This window comes from Prevotella sp. HMSC073D09, assembly GCF_001814145.1.
Lineage (GTDB): Bacteria > Bacteroidota > Bacteroidia > Bacteroidales > Bacteroidaceae > Prevotella > Prevotella conceptionensis.
The window spans coordinates 40855-60577 of record NZ_KV815092.1; the positions used below are offsets into that span (position 1 = coordinate 40855).

At 48.0% G+C, this 19723-nt stretch carries 15 protein-coding genes; 8 read left to right on the top strand and 7 right to left on the bottom strand.

What is annotated here, in order from left to right; all coding sequences use genetic code 11:
• Positions 1 to 876: 876 nt before the first annotated feature.
• The gene (locus HMPREF2955_RS07860) at positions 877 to 1452 is read right to left on the bottom strand and encodes a hypothetical protein (RefSeq protein WP_070722440.1); all 576 of its coding nucleotides are present in this window, start codon (positions 1450 to 1452) and stop codon (positions 877 to 879) included.
• A 224-nt stretch (positions 1453 to 1676) separates the two neighbouring features.
• Here HMPREF2955_RS07860 and HMPREF2955_RS07865 point away from each other — a divergent pair, with 224 nt between their 5' ends.
• Both HMPREF2955_RS07865 and trxB read left to right on the top strand, forming a co-directional pair.
• Positions 1677 to 2225 (top strand): glutathione peroxidase, encoded by a 549-nt coding sequence (locus HMPREF2955_RS07865; RefSeq protein WP_044077532.1) that lies wholly within the window; start codon positions 1677 to 1679, stop codon positions 2223 to 2225.
• Positions 2226 to 2683: 458 nt separating this feature from the next.
• Positions 2684 to 3637, top strand: coding sequence for a thioredoxin-disulfide reductase (trxB, locus tag HMPREF2955_RS07870; protein WP_070722442.1), 954 nt, complete (start codon positions 2684 to 2686; stop codon positions 3635 to 3637).
• A gap of 179 nt (positions 3638 to 3816) precedes the next feature.
• Here trxB and HMPREF2955_RS07875 read toward each other — a convergent pair whose 3' ends face one another.
• Positions 3817 to 4167 (bottom strand): MerR family transcriptional regulator, encoded by a 351-nt coding sequence (locus HMPREF2955_RS07875; RefSeq protein WP_009229209.1) that lies wholly within the window; start codon positions 4165 to 4167, stop codon positions 3817 to 3819.
• Between the two features lie 412 nt (positions 4168 to 4579).
• Between HMPREF2955_RS07875 and alaS the strand changes: the two genes are divergently transcribed.
• Both alaS and HMPREF2955_RS07885 read left to right on the top strand, forming a co-directional pair.
• Complete coding sequence (gene alaS, locus HMPREF2955_RS07880; RefSeq protein WP_070722444.1) at positions 4580 to 7201, top strand: alanine--tRNA ligase; 2622 nt, start codon at positions 4580 to 4582, stop codon at positions 7199 to 7201.
• Positions 7202 to 7431: 230 nt separating this feature from the next.
• Positions 7432 to 9273, top strand: coding sequence for a sulfatase-like hydrolase/transferase (locus tag HMPREF2955_RS07885; protein WP_070722446.1), 1842 nt, complete (start codon positions 7432 to 7434; stop codon positions 9271 to 9273).
• 198 nt (positions 9274 to 9471) lie between these two features.
• Here HMPREF2955_RS07885 and HMPREF2955_RS07890 read toward each other — a convergent pair whose 3' ends face one another.
• Both HMPREF2955_RS07890 and HMPREF2955_RS07895 read right to left on the bottom strand, forming a co-directional pair.
• On the bottom strand, positions 9472 to 10377 hold the full coding sequence (locus HMPREF2955_RS07890) for an SDR family oxidoreductase (RefSeq protein ID WP_070722447.1): 906 nt from the start codon (positions 10375 to 10377) through the stop codon (positions 9472 to 9474).
• Between the two features lie 23 nt (positions 10378 to 10400).
• Positions 10401 to 11165, bottom strand: a complete 765-nt coding sequence (locus HMPREF2955_RS07895) for an HdeD family acid-resistance protein (RefSeq protein ID WP_070722449.1) — start codon at positions 11163 to 11165, stop codon at positions 10401 to 10403.
• 370 nt (positions 11166 to 11535) lie between these two features.
• On the opposite strand from HMPREF2955_RS07895, the gene HMPREF2955_RS07900 reads away from it, so the two are divergent.
• On the top strand, positions 11536 to 12048 hold the full coding sequence (locus tag HMPREF2955_RS07900) for a histidine phosphatase family protein (protein ID WP_070722453.1): 513 nt from the start codon (positions 11536 to 11538) through the stop codon (positions 12046 to 12048).
• A gap of 476 nt (positions 12049 to 12524) precedes the next feature.
• Here HMPREF2955_RS07900 and HMPREF2955_RS07905 read toward each other — a convergent pair whose 3' ends face one another.
• Complete coding sequence (locus tag HMPREF2955_RS07905) at positions 12525 to 13949, bottom strand: ATP-dependent DNA helicase (RefSeq protein WP_070722455.1); 1425 nt, start codon at positions 13947 to 13949, stop codon at positions 12525 to 12527.
• 240 nt (positions 13950 to 14189) lie between these two features.
• Between HMPREF2955_RS07905 and HMPREF2955_RS07910 the strand changes: the two genes are divergently transcribed.
• Both HMPREF2955_RS07910 and rsmD read left to right on the top strand, forming a co-directional pair.
• On the top strand, positions 14190 to 15023 hold the full coding sequence (locus HMPREF2955_RS07910; RefSeq protein WP_009229197.1) for a DUF3822 family protein: 834 nt from the start codon (positions 14190 to 14192) through the stop codon (positions 15021 to 15023).
• Positions 15024 to 15073: 50 nt separating this feature from the next.
• Positions 15074 to 15622 carry a 16S rRNA (guanine(966)-N(2))-methyltransferase RsmD gene (gene rsmD, locus HMPREF2955_RS07915; protein ID WP_009229196.1) on the top strand — a complete coding sequence of 183 codons (549 nt, stop codon included), beginning with the start codon at positions 15074 to 15076 and terminating at the stop codon, positions 15620 to 15622.
• 8 nt (positions 15623 to 15630) lie between these two features.
• On the opposite strand, the gene HMPREF2955_RS16845 is transcribed toward rsmD, so the two are convergent.
• On the bottom strand, positions 15631 to 16533 hold the full coding sequence (locus tag HMPREF2955_RS16845) for an outer membrane beta-barrel protein (protein ID WP_246830099.1): 903 nt from the start codon (positions 16531 to 16533) through the stop codon (positions 15631 to 15633).
• The gene (locus HMPREF2955_RS16850; protein WP_246830100.1) at positions 16488 to 17660 is read right to left on the bottom strand and encodes a hypothetical protein; all 1173 of its coding nucleotides are present in this window, start codon (positions 17658 to 17660) and stop codon (positions 16488 to 16490) included. Before HMPREF2955_RS16850 ends, HMPREF2955_RS16845 begins: the two co-directional genes overlap by 46 nt.
• Positions 17661 to 18087: 427 nt before the next feature.
• On the opposite strand from HMPREF2955_RS16850, the gene HMPREF2955_RS07925 reads away from it, so the two are divergent.
• On the top strand, positions 18088 to 19491 hold the full coding sequence (locus HMPREF2955_RS07925; protein ID WP_070722466.1) for a C1 family peptidase: 1404 nt from the start codon (positions 18088 to 18090) through the stop codon (positions 19489 to 19491).
• The last annotated feature ends 232 nt before the right edge of the window (positions 19492 to 19723 follow it).

Consider the following 19723-nt stretch of genomic DNA (forward strand, 5'->3'; position numbering starts at 1 on the left):
GCTAAACGCAGTGCATTTTGGTGCTAAACGCAGTTCTAAATGCTGCTAAATGCGAGACGAAAAGCATAAAAATACATTGCGATGGTATAAATACAACCCCTTCGAGCCACTAAGAATATGGCTCAAAAGGGCAAAATTGTCGCTAAAAAGTGGGGTTTTAGGGACTAAAAGCGAGTAATTGGGCGCAAAAAATAATGAGCTGACAACCAAACTAGAAAGGCTAAATGGTGCAAAATGCGGCTGATTTTCTCAAAAATGGACTAGAACAGAAGTCCGCAAGCTTGCAAAATATGGTAAAAAGCCCGATAAAACACCTATATTTTCGCTAGAAGGGGGTGGTGGATTAGGCATGTTTTGTAAAATATTTGCACCTTAATAAGGTCTTGAGTTTATGAGCGTGTAACGCAGTAAGTTTATGAGTTGTTGAGTTGGCGAGTTGTTGAGTTATTAAGTTTGCGAGTTGTTGAGGTTATTTGTTTGTGAGTTGTTGAGCGATTAAGGTTATAAGTTTTGGCGTTTTCGAGTTGTTAAGTCCGTGAGTTTATAAGGGCTAAGCCTGTGAATTGTTGGGCTTATGGGGCTATAAGGTTATACGTTGTTGCGTTTTCTAGATGTTGAGTTCGTGAATTACTAAGTTAATGAGTTCCAAGCCTGTAAATTCATAAGAAGGCGCGTTAATAAGTTGTTGAGTTTATAAGTTTGTAAGGTTATAAGGCGCACAACAAAAACGGACGAGCTTATTTGCTCGTCCGCGCGCATTTTCACAACTTATTTACAAACTATATGGCATGAAACTTGTTTCTTGTTTGGCCCATTCGGCCGCGTAAGCCACTTACTTGTTGGCTTGTTTTTATTATTACTGTTTTTGGTGGAGGTTTATTTTGTGCTTGTGGTGTCGGTTAGTTCCGACAAGTCTACCGTGCCTTTTTTGGCTAGCGTGTACCTTCTGAAATCAAATTCGTCTGTTTCGTTTGCGCCGCGCATCACCCCTTCAAACCCGTTATCGCTGAGATGAAGTTCGCTATAAGCGATGGTCATCGTGTAATTGTTGTCGTATGTGATGACGATTGCCCGTGTACGCGTGTCAATACGCCACGAAAAGCTGCGCCTAAATGGGTTTGGGTCGTTCCGTCCTTCATAGTCAACCTGCCTTCCACGCCCATAAATGGCGTTCGAGTTGTATTGGTCGAACTCAATATCTGTGTAATACACTTTTGTTCCTGCATTGCCGTAGGCATCCACTCCGCGAGCCACAAACCGTCCGTCCCAGTGCCCGCGCAACGTTTGAGCCATTGCAAGCAAGTCGTTAGAAGGATATTCGTAGCTGTCGTCCCACCAACTGTAACGTCGGTAAGTGTTATCTTCGTAGTAGTTGTCTATTTCGCAACTCGTAACAAGTATAGTGGCAACGGCAAGAGCAGCCATTATGCCTATGTTCTTTAAGCTCTTCATAATCCTATTCGTTTTTTGTTTCTGTTGCAAAGTTACGCAATCATGTGGTCGTGTGCATGGGTGGTTCGTCTATTTTGGTGTAGGGCTTTGCCTATCGTTCGGGGGAATTTCCCCTAATAATGTTAATGTAGGTATTTTCAAAGTGCCGTTTCAATAATAATTGTTATCTTTGTAGACGCGCTAAGAGGCGCTAATTTGAATAACATTAAACACATTATTTGGAAATGAAAACAGTATACGATTTCGCCGTTAAAGACAGAAAAGGTGGCGAAGTGTCTTTGAGAGAGTATGCCAACGAGGTTATCCTCATCGTTAACACCGCAACAAAGTGCGGCTTTACACCGCAATACGAAGAATTGGAGGCTATCTACGAAAAATACCATGCCAAGGGTTTCACCATTCTAGACTTCCCTTGCAACCAGTTTGGACAGCAAGCTCCCGGCACAGACGAGAGCATTCACGAGTTTTGCAAGCTGACTTATGGCACCGAATTTCCACGTTTCAAGAAGATAAAGGTTAATGGCGACGATGCCGACCCGCTGTACAAGTATCTTAAAGAGCAAAAGGGCTTTGCCGGTTGGGACCCAAACCACAAGCTAACACCCATACTCGACGAGATTCTTTCTAAGGAAGACCCCGACTATAAGGAAAAGGCCGACATCAAATGGAACTTCACCAAGTTCCTCGTTAACAAGCAAGGACTTGTGGTGGCCCGTTTCGAACCCACCGAAAGCCTTGAAAACGTGAGCAAGAAGATTGAAGAACTGCTCTAGGCAGGTTCTAAAAATTGCCTTTGCTGTATTTTTAGCATTTAGCTGAGCAGGTTTTGTTTACCTCTTGAAGGAGCATAGCTACCTATGCAACTGAAAGAGAAAGCAAAAGATGCCAACTAAAAGCAAAAAGACAGTGAAGAGCAATACTAGGAACAAAGAATGAACCTTTGCGGGGATTTTTTAGAACATGCCTTTAATGCGTAAGCACTGAGCGCGAGGGGAGTTAAAGAGAGATGCTAAAAGACCTGCGCCCACATACCTACATATATATATAAGGTAAGGGTAGGTAATGCGGGTTTTCAGCAGCCCATACAGCAAGTATGGTGGCACGTTGGGCGCACTCTTTAACTCCTTTTCGCATCTTAAACCATCGGTAAACCCCACGAAACACCCTTTTGGCACATTGTTTGCACAATGTTTACATAAAGGGTACATCCCAAATTAAAAACAAATCATTTATGGAAAAAAGAGAATATACGCGCTGCCTCATCGTGGGTAGCGGTCCGGCCGGTTACACTGCGGCCATCTATGCAGGAAGGGCAAACCTAAGTCCTGTGCAATATTGCGGAATGCAAACGGGCGGACAACTCACCCAAACAACAGAAATCGAGAACTTCCCCGGCTACCCCAAGGGAGTGGACGGCAACCAAATGATGGCGGAACTGCGCGAACAGGCTGCCCGCTTTGGTGCCGACATTCGCGACGGAGAGATTACCAAGGTTGATTTCAGCAGCAAACCATACGTAGTTACCACCGATCGCGGCGTAGAGATAGAAGCCGAAACGGTGATTATTGCCACGGGTGCATCGGCCAAATACCTTGGCTTGCCCGACGAAGAGAAGTATTCGGGCCAAGGCGTTAGCGCATGTGCCACTTGCGACGGCTTTTTCTATCGCAACAAAACGGTGGCTGTTGTGGGCGGTGGCGACACGGCTTGCGAAGAGGCCAGCTACCTTGCAGGGCTCTGTTCGAAGGTATATATGATTGTACGTAAGCCGTTCTTGCGCGCATCAGACGTGATGAAGAAACGCGTTGAGAGCAATCCCAAAATCGAAATCCTATACGAACACAACACGTTAGGCCTTTATGGTGAAGATGGTTTGCAGGGCGCACACCTCGTAAAGCGCAAGGGCGAAAGCGACGAACAACGCTATGACTTGCCTATTGACGGCTTTTTCCTGGCCATTGGGCACAAGCCCAACACCGATGTGTTTAAAGATTGGCTCGACCTCGACGAGATAGGCTACATCAAAACCGTTGCAGGAACACCTAAAACCAATGTTGCAGGCGTGTTTGCGGCTGGCGATTGTGCCGACCCCGTTTATCGCCAGGCAGTTGTTGCTGCAGGTTCGGGCTGCATGGCCGCTTTGGAGGCCGAACGCTACTTGGGCGAATTGGAGGCCAAGAAGTAAGGCTCGAAAATGCTAAGCCGTAGACTAGCTTGGAGAAAGAAAGCAGCCTAGTTTGGCATAGACATAGAAAAAAGGCCTCTTGCTATTTGCAGGAAGCCTTTTTGCTTTTTAGGGTAGATGCCCTTGTTGCAAGCCTATTGTGTGGCCTTTATTTATGGGCGTATCTATGTTTTTGTCTTTTACACCAGTCCGTCTAGTTCTTTTTTCAGGGCGCGCAAGTCATCCCTAACCGAGAGAAGCGTGTTAAGTACGTGCGTACTCTTGTTTGCGCCTTCACGATTTTCGTTTATCATCTTACGTGCGGCGGCAATTTTAAAACCTCTCACCTTAACCAACGTGTAGATGTTCTTTAATAGGTCGATGTCTCTTTCCGTGTATTGTCGCACCTTCGACCCCATAGCGGTGCGCGGTTTTAGCTGCGGAAGTTCGGTTTCCCAATACCGCAACGTACTCTCGTTAACGCCGATGATGTCGCTCACCTCCTTAATCGAGTAGTACAACTTTAGGTTTCTATCAGTCTTCAATACCATGATGGGTTAGCTTTTGGCCCTTTGTGGGGGGAATTTGGGAATAGTCCTTCGTTCGTTATACATTGTTTCGTGTCTGAACAACATGCCACAAGCTTAAACTTGTGCACGCTTAAAACCTGTAATGGTAACCAAGTTATCCTGGACGAAGTTACATTTAGCTCTCTCTCATGATGCAAAATTACGACAAATCTTTGGTTTTTCCAATCTTTGGAAAAAATAAAATCAAGGCGTAAACCAACATTAACAAACAGCATAATATAACCACTTGAACAACGTGCATTTGAAAAAAATGTTGTAATTTTGCAACTTAAACCAAAGAATGGCCCTTACAACCCTGTTGTAAGCCTTGTTTAGCGTTCTTATTCGGGTTTCATAAAATATGAGGTAAACAATAAATTCAAGATAATAAACGATGATGACAGCGAACGAAATACGCGACTCCTTCAAACATTTTTTTGAAGGGAAAGGACACAAAATAGTGGCCTCGGCCCCCATGGTGATTAAAGACGACCCCACATTGATGTTCACAAACGCAGGCATGAACCAATGGAAGGACATCATTTTGGGCACGCGCGACCCCGAGCCACGCCGCAGAGCCGACTCGCAAAAGTGTCTTCGCGTAAGCGGAAAGCATAACGATTTGGAAGAGGTTGGCCACGACACCTACCATCACACCATGTTCGAGATGTTGGGCAATTGGAGCTTTGGCGACTATTTTAAGCGCGAGGCCATAGACTATGCGTGGGAATATCTTGTAGATGTGCTGCATCTTAATCCGCAAGACCTCTATGTTACGGTGTTCGAAGGCAGCGAAGAAGAGGGCATTCCACGCGACGACGAGGCCGCAGAGTACTGGTCAAAGCACCTGCCAGCCGACCATATCATCAACGGCAATAAGCATGATAACTTCTGGGAGATGGGCGAAACGGGTCCATGCGGCCCCTGTTCGGAGATACATCTCGATTCTCGTTCGGCCAAAGAAAAGGCCGAAGTGCCTGGCGCAAGCCTTGTAAACAAGGACAATCCGCAGGTTATCGAAATATGGAACATCGTGTTTATGCAGTTTAATCGTAAGTCCGACGGCTCGTTGCAACCCCTACCCATGCACGTTATCGATACGGGTATGGGATTCGAGCGCCTTGTTCGCTCGCTGCAAGGCAAGACATCCAACTACGATACCGATGTTTTCCAACCCGTTATACAAGAGATTTCGCGCCTGTCGGGCCTGAAATACGGCGAAGACGAGAAGGTGGACGTGGCCATGCGTGTGATTGCCGACCATCTTAGAGCCGTGGCTTTCTCCATTGCCGACGGCCAATTGCCAGGCAATGCCAAGGCAGGATACGTTATTCGCCGCATCCTTCGCCGCGCTGTTCGCTACGCCTACACGTTCTTGGGGCAACGTTCGGCCTTCATGTTTAAGCTATTGCCCACCTTCATCCACGAGATGGGCGAGGCCTATCCCGAACTGAAAGCACAGCGCGAGCTTATCGGTCGCGTGATGAAAGAAGAGGAAGACGCTTTTCTTCGCACGCTTGAAAAGGGCATCTCGATGCTTAACGATGAGATGGAACGCTTGAAAGCCGAGGGAAAAACCACGCTCGACGGCACGCAAGCCTTCCGTTTGTTCGACACTTACGGCTTTCCGCTCGACCTTACAGAGCTTATCTGCCGCGAAAACGGGCTGCAAGTAGACGCCGCCCAGTTCGATGTAGAGATGCAAAAGCAAAAAGAACGCGCACGAAATGCCGCTGCGGTGGAAAATTCCGATTGGGTTGTGTTGCGCGAAGGCGAACAAAACTTCGTGGGTTACGATTATACCGAGTACGAATGTCGCATACTTCGCTATCGTCAAGTTACGCAAAAGAAAAACACTTACTTTGAGTTGGTGTTAGACAACACGCCATTTTATGGCGAGATGGGCGGACAAGTAGGCGACTGCGGCGTGCTAGTAAACGGCGAAGAAACGGTTGACATCATCGACACTAAGCGCGAAAACAACCAAAGCATACACATCGTGAAGGCCCTACCCAAAGACCCCAAGGCCGACTTTATGGCTTGTGTGGACACAGACAAGCGCGAGGCAAGTGCCGCCAACCACACAGCAACCCACTTACTGGACTATGCCTTGAAGGCAGTGCTTGGCGAACACGTTGAACAAAAGGGCTCGTTGGTGGCTCCCGACACGCTGCGTTTCGACTTTTCGCACTTCCAAAAGGTTACAGACGAAGAACTTCGCGAAGTGGAACGCTTTGTAAACGACCTTATCCGCCAAGACTTACCACTTGACGAGCACCGCAATACGCCCTTAGAAGAGGCTAAGGCGATGGGGGCAGTGGCCTTGTTCGGCGAGAAATACGGCGATACGGTGCGCGTTGTGCGTTTCGGACCCAGCTGCGAGTTCTGCGGTGGCATCCATGCACGCAGCACGGGGCGTATCGGTATGTTCAAAATCGTTAGCGAAAGCAGTGTGGCAGCAGGCATCCGCCGTGTAGAGGCCCTCACCGGAAAGCGTTGTGAGGAGGCTATGTACGCGTTGGAAGACACTCTTCGCGGCATTCGCAACCTCTTTAACAATGCCAAAGACCTGCAAGGAGTTATCGCCAAGTACATGGAAGAACACGACTCCATGCGCAAAGAGATTGAGAAATTCTCGGCACAAGCCGTAGAAAGACTTAAAGAAAACCTTGTTGAAAATGCCAAAAACGTAAACGGACTGAAAGTGGTTAAGGCTGTTTTGCCCATCAATGCCGAGCAAGCCAAGAACTTGGTATTTAAGGTTCGCGAGGCCATTCCCCAACACTTGGTGTGCGTTGTCGGCTCAACAGCCAACGACAAACCTTTGCTTAGCATCATGTTCAGCGACGATGTGGTGAGCGAACACGGACTGAACGCAGGCCAAATTATCCGCGAGGCCGCCAAGCTTATCCGAGGTGGCGGTGGCGGTCAGCCCCATTATGCGTCGGCAGGTGGCAAAAACCTCGACGGTATTTCTGTGGCCGTAGACAAGGCCGTTGAACTGGCTTGCCAATAAAATGGATGCATTTCCCTACCCCACTTCAAGGGAAAGGGAAATGATTAGCTTTACTTTTATACAGATTTAAGGCTGGTTCTAAATATCCACCAAGGCATTACCTCGGTAAACACCATTGAAAAGTTAGTGTGGAACTTTTAGAACCAGCCTTATATCCTTACCAAAAACGCAACACCCCTCGCCCCACGGCAGCGCATATCTGCCCCAAAGGGCCATCAAACAAAACGATAATGCAAAACCAAACCTTGCGCACAGCCTTTAAACGTGGCTTTCTTTTCTTTTCGGCCACAGTATTGTTGCTAACCTTTCAGTTTCTCTTTGTGTTGTTTACCAGCAACACGCTCGACATCATGTCGCCCTTAGGCTATCTCTTTTTCTTTGCGTCGTGCCTATCGCATGCCGCTTGTTTAGCCCTTCTGCCATACCTTATATATGTGCTCATAGCCTGTACGGGCTGTGTGCGCATAGCCCGCGTGGTGCATTTTGTGCTAGTAGTATTGCTGGTATTGCTCGTTTTCCTCGATGCACAGGTGTATGCCATCTATCGTTTCCACATCAACGGCTTTGTGCTGAACATGGTTTTCGGTCCTGGTGCGGGCGAAATATTCACCTTCGACACATGGCTCTACCTCAAAGAATTGGGCCTTTTCCTCTTACTCCTTGGCGTTGTGTATGGTGCCTATTGGCTTTCGGGTTGGGTTTGGCGCAAACGCGGCAAGGCCTACGTGGCGGCCATCGTGTGTACATTGGTAGGTAGCACCCTCTTTGCCCACCTCACACATATCTACGGCGCGTTCATGTCGCAGGCATCAGTGGTGCATAGCGCCAAACTCTTACCTTATTATTTCCCCACCACGGCCTATTCGTTCATGACGAACCTAGGCTTTAAAGCTCCCGTAGACACGCGTATGCTGCAAAAGGGCGGCAACGGAACCCTTGCTTACCCCATACATGCCCTGCAAACCGAACGTCCCGACAGCCTGCCCAACATCGTATTGGTGTTGCTCGACTCGTGGAACAAACGTTCGCTAACGCCCCAATGTATGCCCAACACCTACCGATGGGCCCAACAACAGCAATGGTTCGACAATCACCTCAGTGCCAGCAACGGCACACGCAGTGCTGTTTTCGGTTTGTTCTTCGGTCTTACATGCTATTATTGGGAAGATTTCGAGGCCGCAAGGGTCAGTCCGGTGTTCATCGACCGCTTACAACAGCTGGGTTACGACATACGTGTCTATCCCTCAGCGCAATTTTACAATCCAAACTTTGCCAAGGTGGTGTTTGGCAAAGTGAAGGGCGTTAGAACCGAAACGGCAGGTAACACGGCACTTGAACGTGACCAACGTATCTGTGCCGACTTCATTGGCGAATTGCCAGAACGCCTTAAAAGCAAACGTCCGCTGTTCTCGTTTGTGTTTTTCGACCTGCCACACAGTTTCGAACTCGACGCCAAACACAATGTCCCCTTTGCACCTGCGTGGCCTTATGCCGATTATACCAAGCTAAATAACGATATGGACCCGACGCCCTTTTTTAACCTCTACCTTAACACTTGCCATCAAGACGATATTTTGTTGGGGAAGATTTTCCAAACGTTAGAGCAACGCGGCATGCTTGATAACACCATCGTGATTCTCTCTGGCGACCACGGACAAGAGTTCAACGAAAACAAGAAGAACTACTGGGGACACAACGGCAACTTCTCGGTATGGCAGATTGGAGTGCCGCTAATTTGCCACTTCCCAGGTGCAAAACCGCAGAAATATAGCCACCGCACTACACATTACGACATTGTTCCTACGCTGATGCACAACTATTTGGGCGTTAAAAACCCTGTTTCCGATTATAGCATGGGGCATCTTCTCAGTGATAACAGTTCGCGTAAGTGGCATATCGTGGGCAGTAACCTCAACTATGCCTTTATCATTGGCGGCGACTCTATCTTAGAAAAGAATGCAGAAGGCGGTCTGGATGTTTACGATGCCCGCATGAATCCCGTATCTAACTACCGATTAGATACGCGGGCATTTAATAAGGCAATGGATAAACTCAACAAGTTTTATAAGTAAAGCCAGCAACGCACCGCCTTTTGAGGTGGTTATAACCCCTACCAATCACAAGGAAAAGGTGGAAAGGTGAAAGAGTGAAAAGGTGAAAAGATGGCTGACAAGTTCACGAGTTAACGAGAGAACAAGTTCATGCGCGCAGACATCTTTTCACCTTTTCACTCTTTCACCTTTTCACCTTTTCACCTTTACAAAGTCTTCTCACTTTGTCTTCCGCTCGCTTTCTACCTCCCGTTTAAAGAAATCTTCCAACCTTTCTTCCCCATAAATAGGTGCTTGCATGTTCATAGCCATTGCCGTAAGGAAGAATTCTAGTGGGCCATACGTTTTGGCAGGAGTAAACAAACGAAGGAGAAAGAGCGTAGAGCGGCGCACGAAGTCGGGCAAATGACGAACACGTGGCTGATGGCCGTAGGCTCGTAATGCCAATTCAGCAATTTGATTGTGCGTTAACAAGTCGGGTCCACCGATGTTAAGTTCGTGCTGCTGGCTATGCAAAGCATCTACAACAGCCCGCGCCAAATCGGCCCCATGAATGGGATTCATGCGCAACATGCCATCGCCAAAGAGCCAAACACTTCCCCCTTTGGCCATTTTAAGGAAGTCGCGCATATCAGAAAAGAACCCCGTTGGGCGAACAATACAATAATCTAGCCCAGAGTTTTTCAGGTAGTCGCCCAACCGTTCCTTAGCCTCGCAAATCTTCAAGTGTCGCATATTTGCGCCATTAAACACCGAAACGTAGATAAAACGTTTCACTCCACTGCGTTTAGCCTCGTCAATGAGGTTGGCATTGGCCTGGAAATCAACATCCATATAGGTCATGCCGTCCTTCTGCCGAGTGATGCCTACCGTACTTATCACCACGTCTATGTCTTCGCAAACGCCCTTTAAAGTGTCGGGCAGCGTAACCTCGCCCACCCTTACATCAACGTTCGGCGAAACCGATTGCATGCGCAACGGATTGCGCACAATCACGCGCGTTGAGTAGTTTCGCCGTTGCAATTCGCGCAAAACGAAACTTCCCAAATAGCCCGTTGCACCAGCCAACAGAACGCGACAGCCTTCCGCAGCCTGCAATGGTGTGTTGTCTGCTTGCTCAACCATCACTTAAAGAATTTCGACAGGACTTAAATTCCCGCACCTAAGTTGGGATTATCCTGCTCTTCGGGCGTGTTGTTGGTGGGCGTTGTGGACTGGTCAGACAAGTCAGACTGTTTAGACAAGCCAGACAAGTCTGATGACGTTTCCGTTTCATCTTGCGTGCCAACCTCCACCGCATCGGCCTCCATCGCCTCGCATTCGGCCTGCTGTTGTGCCTCAATTCGTGCCACTTGTCGGTGTATGTTCATTATCTTAAAGGCGTTGGCACATTCCACTACGCCATAAAACACCATAGCCCAACCAAGGAAGAGCAAGGGGGCAGAGGCTATCCACGAGGGTTTGAAGAGGGCAATGAGCCCCACAACAAACACAAACGAGGGCATGAGCCAAAAATAAAGACTCAGTTTAGAAAGCTTAACCACACTGGCCAAGGTTACATATTGCCCTACGGCACCTAAGATAAGAATGGCGCCGAGGATGTAAACCATCCAATTAACCACAATGGTGGGGAACGCAGCCAATACAACGCCCAGCACAAGACTGCCAATACCAACCACGGGGAACGTGGGTTTGTTTAGCGAAATGGGTCTTCCCTCTACGTCGACAGCGGCCGTAGGCTTGGCGTTTCGGTTCACCAAGTAGACGATACACGAGATTAAGCCCGATATAAAGAATAACACGCCGATGATAATGGTTATCCACGTCACCGTGTCTTCGCGGTATTTAATTAACAATAGTCCCACCACAATGGCGATGATGGCACGGATGAAAGATGTTTGAACTGTCTTCATATCTCATTGGATTATATATACAAGTGGATTACAGATGGCAGGTTCTGTCAACTCGGAGATTAAGTGTAAGCATGTATTGCTGTTGTTTTCTCGTTGCTCAAAAAGTCTTAGAACTCCTCATTACCCGACTACAAAAATACAAACTATCTTTTGTCGGTGCAATATTTTTGGTTACTTTTGTGCGGTGTTTATGACAAAGGGCATCCAAAGGCCAGCACTTAGGCAGACCGAACACGTCCAACGAAAAGTGCTAAGCAACCCCCTTTTCGCCCGAACTCATAAACGGATAAAGCGCATATTGGGCATAAACTCCTAAACTCACGCCGCAAACTTACATGCCCATAAACTCAAAACTTCACAAACAAAATAGATGACAACACTTTTATTGGTGCGCCACGGCGAGACTGTGGCCAACGCTAACCAAATACTTCAAGGTCAAACGCAAGGCGAACTGAACGAAACGGGCGTGGCACAAGCCGAAAAGCTAGCACGCGAACTTAGCGATACGCCCATCGACGCCTTTGTAAGTAGCGACTTACAACGCGCCGAACACACCTGTCGCATCATTGCTGCGCCACACAATAAGCCTTTCTGCACCACTCCACTCTTGCGCGAACGCGATTGGGGCGGTTTCACTGGCGCATTTATCCCTAGCCTAAAAGGCAAGGCTTGGCCCGAAGATGTGGAGTCGCTAACGGACATCAAGCATCGCGCCCGCCTCTTTCTCGACATGATTGTCCAACGCTACCCCAACCAAACGGTGCTAGCCGTGGGCCACGGCATCATCAATAAGGCTATACAAAGCGTGTTCTACAACAAGGAAATGCACGAAGTGGAGAAGATGGGGAATGCGGAAGTGAGGGTGTTAAAGGTGAAAGGGTGAAAGGGTGAAAAGGTGAAAAAATGGCTAACGCCATCAAGGCATTTGGCTTAACTCCTTAACTCCATAACTCCTTAACTCCATAACTCCTAAAATGAACTCCTTAAATTATTAACCAGTCAGCATCAACTTGCGTCACTACCAACTCTGTTTGTGAGGCTACTAGCTACAAAGACTGACACTACAAGCAGCTTGTAGTGCGACTACAAGCAGCTTGTAGCGTGGCTACAAGTAGTTTGTAGTGTGACTACAAGCCACTTGTACTCGCTGTACAAGATAGCTTGTACTGCATTGGTTGCAAAAAAACGTATTGAACAAGCATAATTACAACAGCCAACACACTTGTCAAACATGGTCTCGAAACCCTCAAAACATCCTTTAAACTGTGCCTTACAACGCAATTGGGAAAGCACATCATTCCCCTTTCCCTTTGGAGAGAGGTTGGGTATAAAGCCTGTTATGAACTGCGTAGAGGCTCTTTATTCCACCTGATTCTTCGGCCAATTCACCAAAAACAATTTGCTTTTGGCTCGCGTAAAAGCCGTGTACAGCCAATGTAAGTAATCAGAACGCGACGTGTCTTCTGGCACATAGCCTTGATCAAGAAACACATGTTCCCATTGTCCGCCCTGCGCCTTATGGCAAGTAACGGCGTAAGCGAACTTCACCTGCAAAGCATTGAAGAAGGCATCACCTTTTACCATCTTCATTCTATCGGCTTTCAAAGGAATATCAGCGTAATCGTTCAACACATTATTATATAGTGCCTCGTTTTGCTGAGCCGTGAGTGCAGGCGACTCAGAAAGCAAACTATCTAGCACAACCGTTACTTGCAATTCTTCGTTCTCGTAGTCGGTAAGCTGCAACCACACATCGGCAAAGCGCAAGCCGTGAGCCCTTTGTTCGTTTCTTACACGCATCACGCGCGCCCTGTCGCCATTGGCAAGAAAGCCAATAGAACTACGTTCTTTCTCCGTCCAATGGTAGTTATTCTTCACCACCATAAGCAAATCGCCCGTGGTAAGCAGTTCTTCGCGGCCAAGCACCGTGTTTCTGATGCCTTGGTTAAAAACGTTTGCCCGCTTGTTGCTGCGTGTCACCACGATGGTTTCGTCCATCCCCACCTCAGCATAGCTGGTGTTGAGCGTCTCGATAAGTTCGTCACCAGGGACAACTTGTAAGTCGGCGAACCCATCCAAGCGTATTCGTGGCAACAGCGTATCTTCGTCGCGCCCCATTAGTTGCCGCAAACAAGTGGCATTGAACAAGATGCCGCTAGCCGATTGCTGCCTTACCACCTCGTTTAAGTCGCATGCAAACACCTCCATGCCATAGCCTTGCATAAACTGTGTGTCGAGTGCAGGACTCTGTTCTTCGCCCACTGGCGGCAGCTGAGCTTGGTCGCCGATGAGCATAAGACGGCAATTGCGCCCAGCATATACATATCGCACAAGGTCGTCGAGCAGTCGTCCGCTGCCAAAAGCGGCCTCTGCCCCACCTCCGTTGGCCACCATCGAGGCCTCGTCCACCATAAACAGCGTGTCGGCATGCAGGTTATCGTTCAGGTTATACTCGCCCCCAACGCCAGCAAAGGCACGCAATCGGTAAATTTTACGATGGATAGTAAAGGCCGCATGCCCGCCACTGTTTAGCGAAAACACCTTGGCCGCACGCCCCGTAGGTGCCATCAGCACCGTTTTCTGTCCCAATAGTCCCAACGCTTGCACAAAGGCACCAGCCAAAGAACTCTTTCCGGTGCCCGCACTCCCTCGCATCAGCATCAGCGAATGGGGGTTGCGGCTCACCAAAAAATGGGCGAAAAGGCGTATGGCCGACGCCTGTTCGTCTGTTGGCGTATGGCCGAAACATTGCGTTAGGCGAAGGGTTATCTCATCGGTAATCATTGTTTTTTGATTTCTTAAACACCAAGTTTGCAAACATTTTTGTAATTTTGCAGGAGCGTTGTGCAAGGTTTGTCCTTGTTACGGCGTACCCAACACAACGGAATGCAAAGTTAGGAAAAGTATCCCGAACACCGAATGAAAGTAAACATTAATTACATCTTGGCGTTTTGCGCAGTAGTATTGCTGGCCCTATGCGTGCTAAGCATCGTCCGCGCCGCCGCTTAAACCCCACCCAAAGCCATGCAGGAGACTGCCCCCGACCTACATATACAGCAAACGCGACTGGTGATACGCGCCACACGCAACACGCTTTCCTTCGCCGCAGTTGACCCTACGGTGCAGACAAACTTGTTTTTCGAACCCTATACCGTTCGTAGCGGCATCTCTGTTGCGGCCAACTTACGCGAGGCTTTCAAGACATCTACCTTGCTACTTCGTGGTTACAAGCGCGCCAACCTGTTGGTAGACACGCCGGTTATGCTCGTTCCCATCGACGAATTCCAAGAGGAAGATGTGCGACAACTATACCATCGCACGATGGTTTTGGCCGATGCCGATACGATGATGCACCATGTGCTGCCCGATCTCAATGCAGTGGCAGCCTTCGCCGTGAACAAAGACCTTAAATTAGTGGTTGACGACCACTTTGCCGACGTGCGCATAACGCCGCTAATGAAAGGTGTGTGGACACATTTACACCGCCGTAGCTTTACGGGAAGTAGGCGCAAGCTATACGCTTACTTCCATGACAAGCGCCTAGAAGTGTTCTCGTTTGGCAAGAATAGATTTAAATTTAGCAACGCTTTCGACACCAACAGCTCGCGCGATGCCGTGTATTTCATCCTTTATGTGTGGAAACAGCTGGGGTTCGACAGCATGCAAGACGAGCTGCACCTTTCGGGCGACATACCCGACAAGGAGTGGACGAAGACCGCCTTGTTGGAATTTGTGAAGAAAACATACGTGGCCAACCCCGTAGCCGACTTCAATCGCGCGTCCATCACCGCCATTGAGGGGCTGCCTTACGACCTTATGACCATCTTCGTCAGGGGCGTTAAAGAGGGCGTAAGATAAGTTTGCCCCCAACAACCACACGCCCCAATCACCCTTACAACCCACTCATCATGCGCATCATTACCGGACTATATAAAGGTAGGCACTTCGACATTCCTCGCTCATTTAAGGCCCGACCCACCACCGATTTCGCCAAAGAGAACATCTTTAACGTGCTAAACGCATACGTAGATTTTGAGGATGCCACGGCATTAGACCTCTTTGCAGGCACGGGCAGCATCTCGCTAGAACTGCTTTCAAGGGGATGTGCCAACGTGGTGAGCGTGGAAACCGACCGCGAACACGCCAACTTCATTCGCCAATGCACCACAAAACTGGGCACAGACAAAAGTTTGCTTATCCGTGGCGACGTGTTTCGGTTCATCAAAAGCTGCCGCCAACAGTTCGATTTCATCTTTGCCGACCCGCCATACGCCTTACCCGAATTGGAGAAAATACCCGATTTGATTTTCCAACACCAATTACTTAAACCCGACGGCGTGTTTGTTTTTGAGCACGGAAAAGGCAACGACTTCTCCCAACATGCCCATTTCGTGGAACATCGGGCATACGGCAGTGTCAATTTTAGCTTGTTTAAGGCGGGGGAAGAAAGCGAGTAACCCCCACCTCATTCAGCTTTCAAGATGGCACTTTCGGCCTCTTTGCGGACATTTCGCACAGATTTGGGTGTCTTTTTACCATAGTCCACACTCCAAATCATCTTCAATGTGGCGTATTGGTTATGCCAATCGCTTTGCCTTTCACCATGATAGGCATACACGCCTGCGAGCAAATCGGTTGTAGTTACATTGCGTCTGATGAAGAGGTTAGAGCAATTCATCTCTACACCAATATTATTATGGTTCCAAGACAAAGCAATATCGTAGAGCCATCCCGTTTTTACCAGCTTATGATTATCAACCAATTGGCGTTCGGGCGTTTTGACTGATGCCGAAAAAGCGAAATCGTTTACGTAACAATTGGTTTCAAGTGCAGCACTCCACTTTGTGTGTTGCAATTGTGTTCCGCCCCTCAGCACATTCCTTTCCCAATTGGCATCCACCTTTACATTAAACATTTTTGAAGGCCGATAAGTAGTAGAAAACGAGCAAGAAGGGGCATGATAGCGCGTGTCGCTTCTAAAAGTATTCACCATTTTATCTCCCTCGGCATGGTAATCGTTGGTTATAATATGATTGGCAAACAGATAGCTAGCCGATACATTCATGGCCAAACGCGAGAAAGTTAAGCCATACGTTAGTCGGGGAGAATATAATATGGAGTTGTGCATGTCGGGATTGCCGCGCCTAAGCATCACCCTATCCACTTGTTGGGTTACATAATTCACCGTGTTTAAAGTGGGATAAGTGTTTCCTAGTTTAAGTTCGGCGCGCAATAGTTGCACATCCGACAGGCGGTTAGCCACCGAAAAGCCCAAGCGAGGCGTAACATGCGTTATAGCATCGTAACCTTTTAACCGATAGTTTAGGTACGAAAGGCCAGGTTTGAAGTCGAAAAACAATCGCCCCACACGCTGCGTATAGTCGACAAACAATATCGTTTCAGACGAGCGCAAGCGTTGCCACGCGGGCAAAAAATGTGATAGTGCGACTTGCTAAGCCTTAAATATTCAGACAAACTGAACGACAAACTGTTGCCATGCTTTAATTTAAGGTTGTAATACACGCCCAATCGCGAGTACAGGTAGTTCTCCGTAACGTCCGACTTGTACGTATCTCCACCCTCCACGTTATTATTAAGATAATGGTTTCGCGAATAATAACCATCGTAAACTGTTTCTATTGATTGGTTTTCGCCCATTTTCCATGTTCCATAGAGAAACAATTCGGGGCGAAAACTACGCTCACCACCGCTTTGTAAAGTAGCCAATCGCCCTGACATCGGCCCAGTATAATACCATTCGCCCTCCTTATTCTCAAATGTTCGCATGTAGTTCAGCCCTCCCTTTATCATCCAAGTGGCCCGTTCTTTCATCCTGCTCACACTGCATTGGGCATATTTGTTAATTCTTAAAGTAGAGCGTTCGGGCAACACGCCCATTCTATCAACATCGCCACTTGCAAGCGAAAAATGTTCGCTCTCTATGATATGGTTTCGCGGTTGCTGTACGGCGTAGCCTGCCCAAGCGTTGAAATTGGTGCTCTTCACCGAATATTTAGACACAGCGTTATAGTCGCCTTGCAAAAAACCAAGGCCTTGCAGCGCATCAATCTGCGTGTATCCGCCATGCGTTAAGCGTTTTGTAACGAAGTTTAAGGCGGCAACATCCTTGGCATACTTACCCGTTGGCATGTCGATATACTCCACCTTAGCCACGTCTCTCGGCCGTAAGGCTCGCACTTCGCGTACATCCACCTCGCGCCCATCTATATAAAGTGTAGCTCCCCCTGCTGGTGTGTTCACCTTAAAGGTTTTCCGGTCTACGCTAACTCCAGGTATCATAAGGTTTCGCACAAGGTCGTAGCCCGTGTGTGCATGCTTACGTTGTTCGGGTGTGGGCATAGCCACGATACGATCGGCCTCGCGTGTAAGGTGTTTTGCAATTACGTTCACCTCCGCCAAAGTCTTTTCGCTCGCCACACTGTCTGCGTTCTCTGTTGGTGTAGCCACTTGTGCGCGCATATTTACTGGTGCCAAAAGGAGAGAAAGCAAAAACAGGCACCAACATTTTCTCCCCAACAACAATCTATGAACCATATTCTCCATCATGCCTTTGAAATTAATGAACAAACGATAAGGTTATTTTCCAAAACCATAGCCTTTGCAAATATAATCAAAATAGAAGAAAAAAGGAAACGCGACATTCACTAACAACACTAATTAACGATAGCAACCAGATTGGTTTTACCTGCCCATAGTAAGGCATTTAGTTGGGTTTATCGGGCTAGCCCCACTAAAACGACTAGATAAACAAGAAGACCTAGCCAGACCAGCAGAACTACTCTCCTCCGCCAACAACCATCCCTCCTATAATCCCCCCTTCACCAACAAATAGGGCGTAAGCTGTTTGCTTATGATGGTTTTTATTGCTAACTTTGTGCAAAAATACAAACCCAAACAACTTATGAACAACAAAACGCTGATTGTGGGGGCTTGCCTGGCAGTAGTAGGCAGCCTTAACGCCCAAACCAAGGATGGTGGAATATCCTTGCAAATGCTGCAACAGATACAGCAAAACGGTAAACAAACCACGGCCGAAAGAGCCATCGCTAATGCCATTGCCACCAATTCTATCGACGAGTTGGCACGCACGCCACAAAGTCGCGCCGACGTTGACGCATATTTTAGCGTGGAAACGCCCAAACAAAACATACACAACCAAAAGAGCTCGGGAAGATGTTGGATGTTTACAGGCCTGAATGTGCTCAGGGCCGACTTTGCCTTACGCAGCGATTCGCTAACGGTTGAGTATTCGCACGCTTACCTCTTTTTCTACGACCAGCTAGAAAAAGCCAACCTCATGCTGCAAAGTGTGGTAGATTGTGCCAAGAAACCCATCAACGACCCCGAAGTGCAATTCTTCTTTAAGCATCCGCTTAACGATGGTGGAACATTCTGTGGCGTGGCCGACTTGGCCGAAAAATATGGCCTTGTACCCAAAAGTGTGATGCCCGAAACCTATTCGAGCGAGAACTCTAACCGCATGTCGAAGTTGATTTCGTCGAAGTTGCGCGAGTTTGGACTTGAACTTCGCAAGATGGTTGCCGCCAAAGCAAAACCTGCACAGATACAAGAACGCAAGACACAGATGCTTGCCACGGTGTATAAGATGCTTGCCTTGACCTTGGGCGAACCCGTTAAGTCGTTCCAATACGCCTTTAAGAACAAGGAGGGCAAGGCCATTACGCCCGTTGAGACCTATACGCCGAAACAATTTTACGACAAAACAGTGGGCCGTTCGCTTAACGAAAACATCATTATGGTGATGAACGACCCCCGCAACGCCTATTATAAGGTGTACGAAGTGAAACACGACCGCCATACCTACGACGGACATAACTGGCGTTACCTTAACCTTCCTATGGAAGAGATACATAAGATGGCCATCGCATCGCTTAAAGCTGGGCATAAGATGTACAGCTCTTACGATGTGGGCAAGCAGCTAGACCGCAGCAAGGGCTATCTAGATGTCAACAACTTTGACTACGGACCACTCTTCGGAACAACGTTCCCCATGAACAAAGCAGACCGCATTGCCACCTTCGACAGCGGCTCTACACACGCCATGACCTTAACGGCTGTTGACCTAGATAGCCAAGGTAAGGCTTTGAAATGGAAGGTTGAAAACAGCTGGGGAGACGACAACGGACACAAGGGCTACCTCATCATGTCGAACAATTGGTTCAACGACTTCTTCTTCCGTTTGGTGGTAGACAAGCAATATGTGTCGGCCGACATACAAAAGATGGCTGCACAAGCACCCATCATGCTATCGTACGACGACCCTGTGTTTGCGGATGATCTCTAAGGGAAAGGTGAAAAGGTGAAAAGGTGAAAAGGTGGAAAGGTGAAAAGATGCTTCGCCACAAACTTGTCAACTTTGAAAAGGTGAAAAGGCATCAGCCATCTTTTCACCTTTCCACCTTTTCACTCTTTCACCTTTAAAAGGCATCAGCCATCTTTTCACCTTTCCACTTTTTCACTCTTTCACCTTTAAAAGGCGTCAGGTAACTATTCAGCGATACCCGATATATACAGTG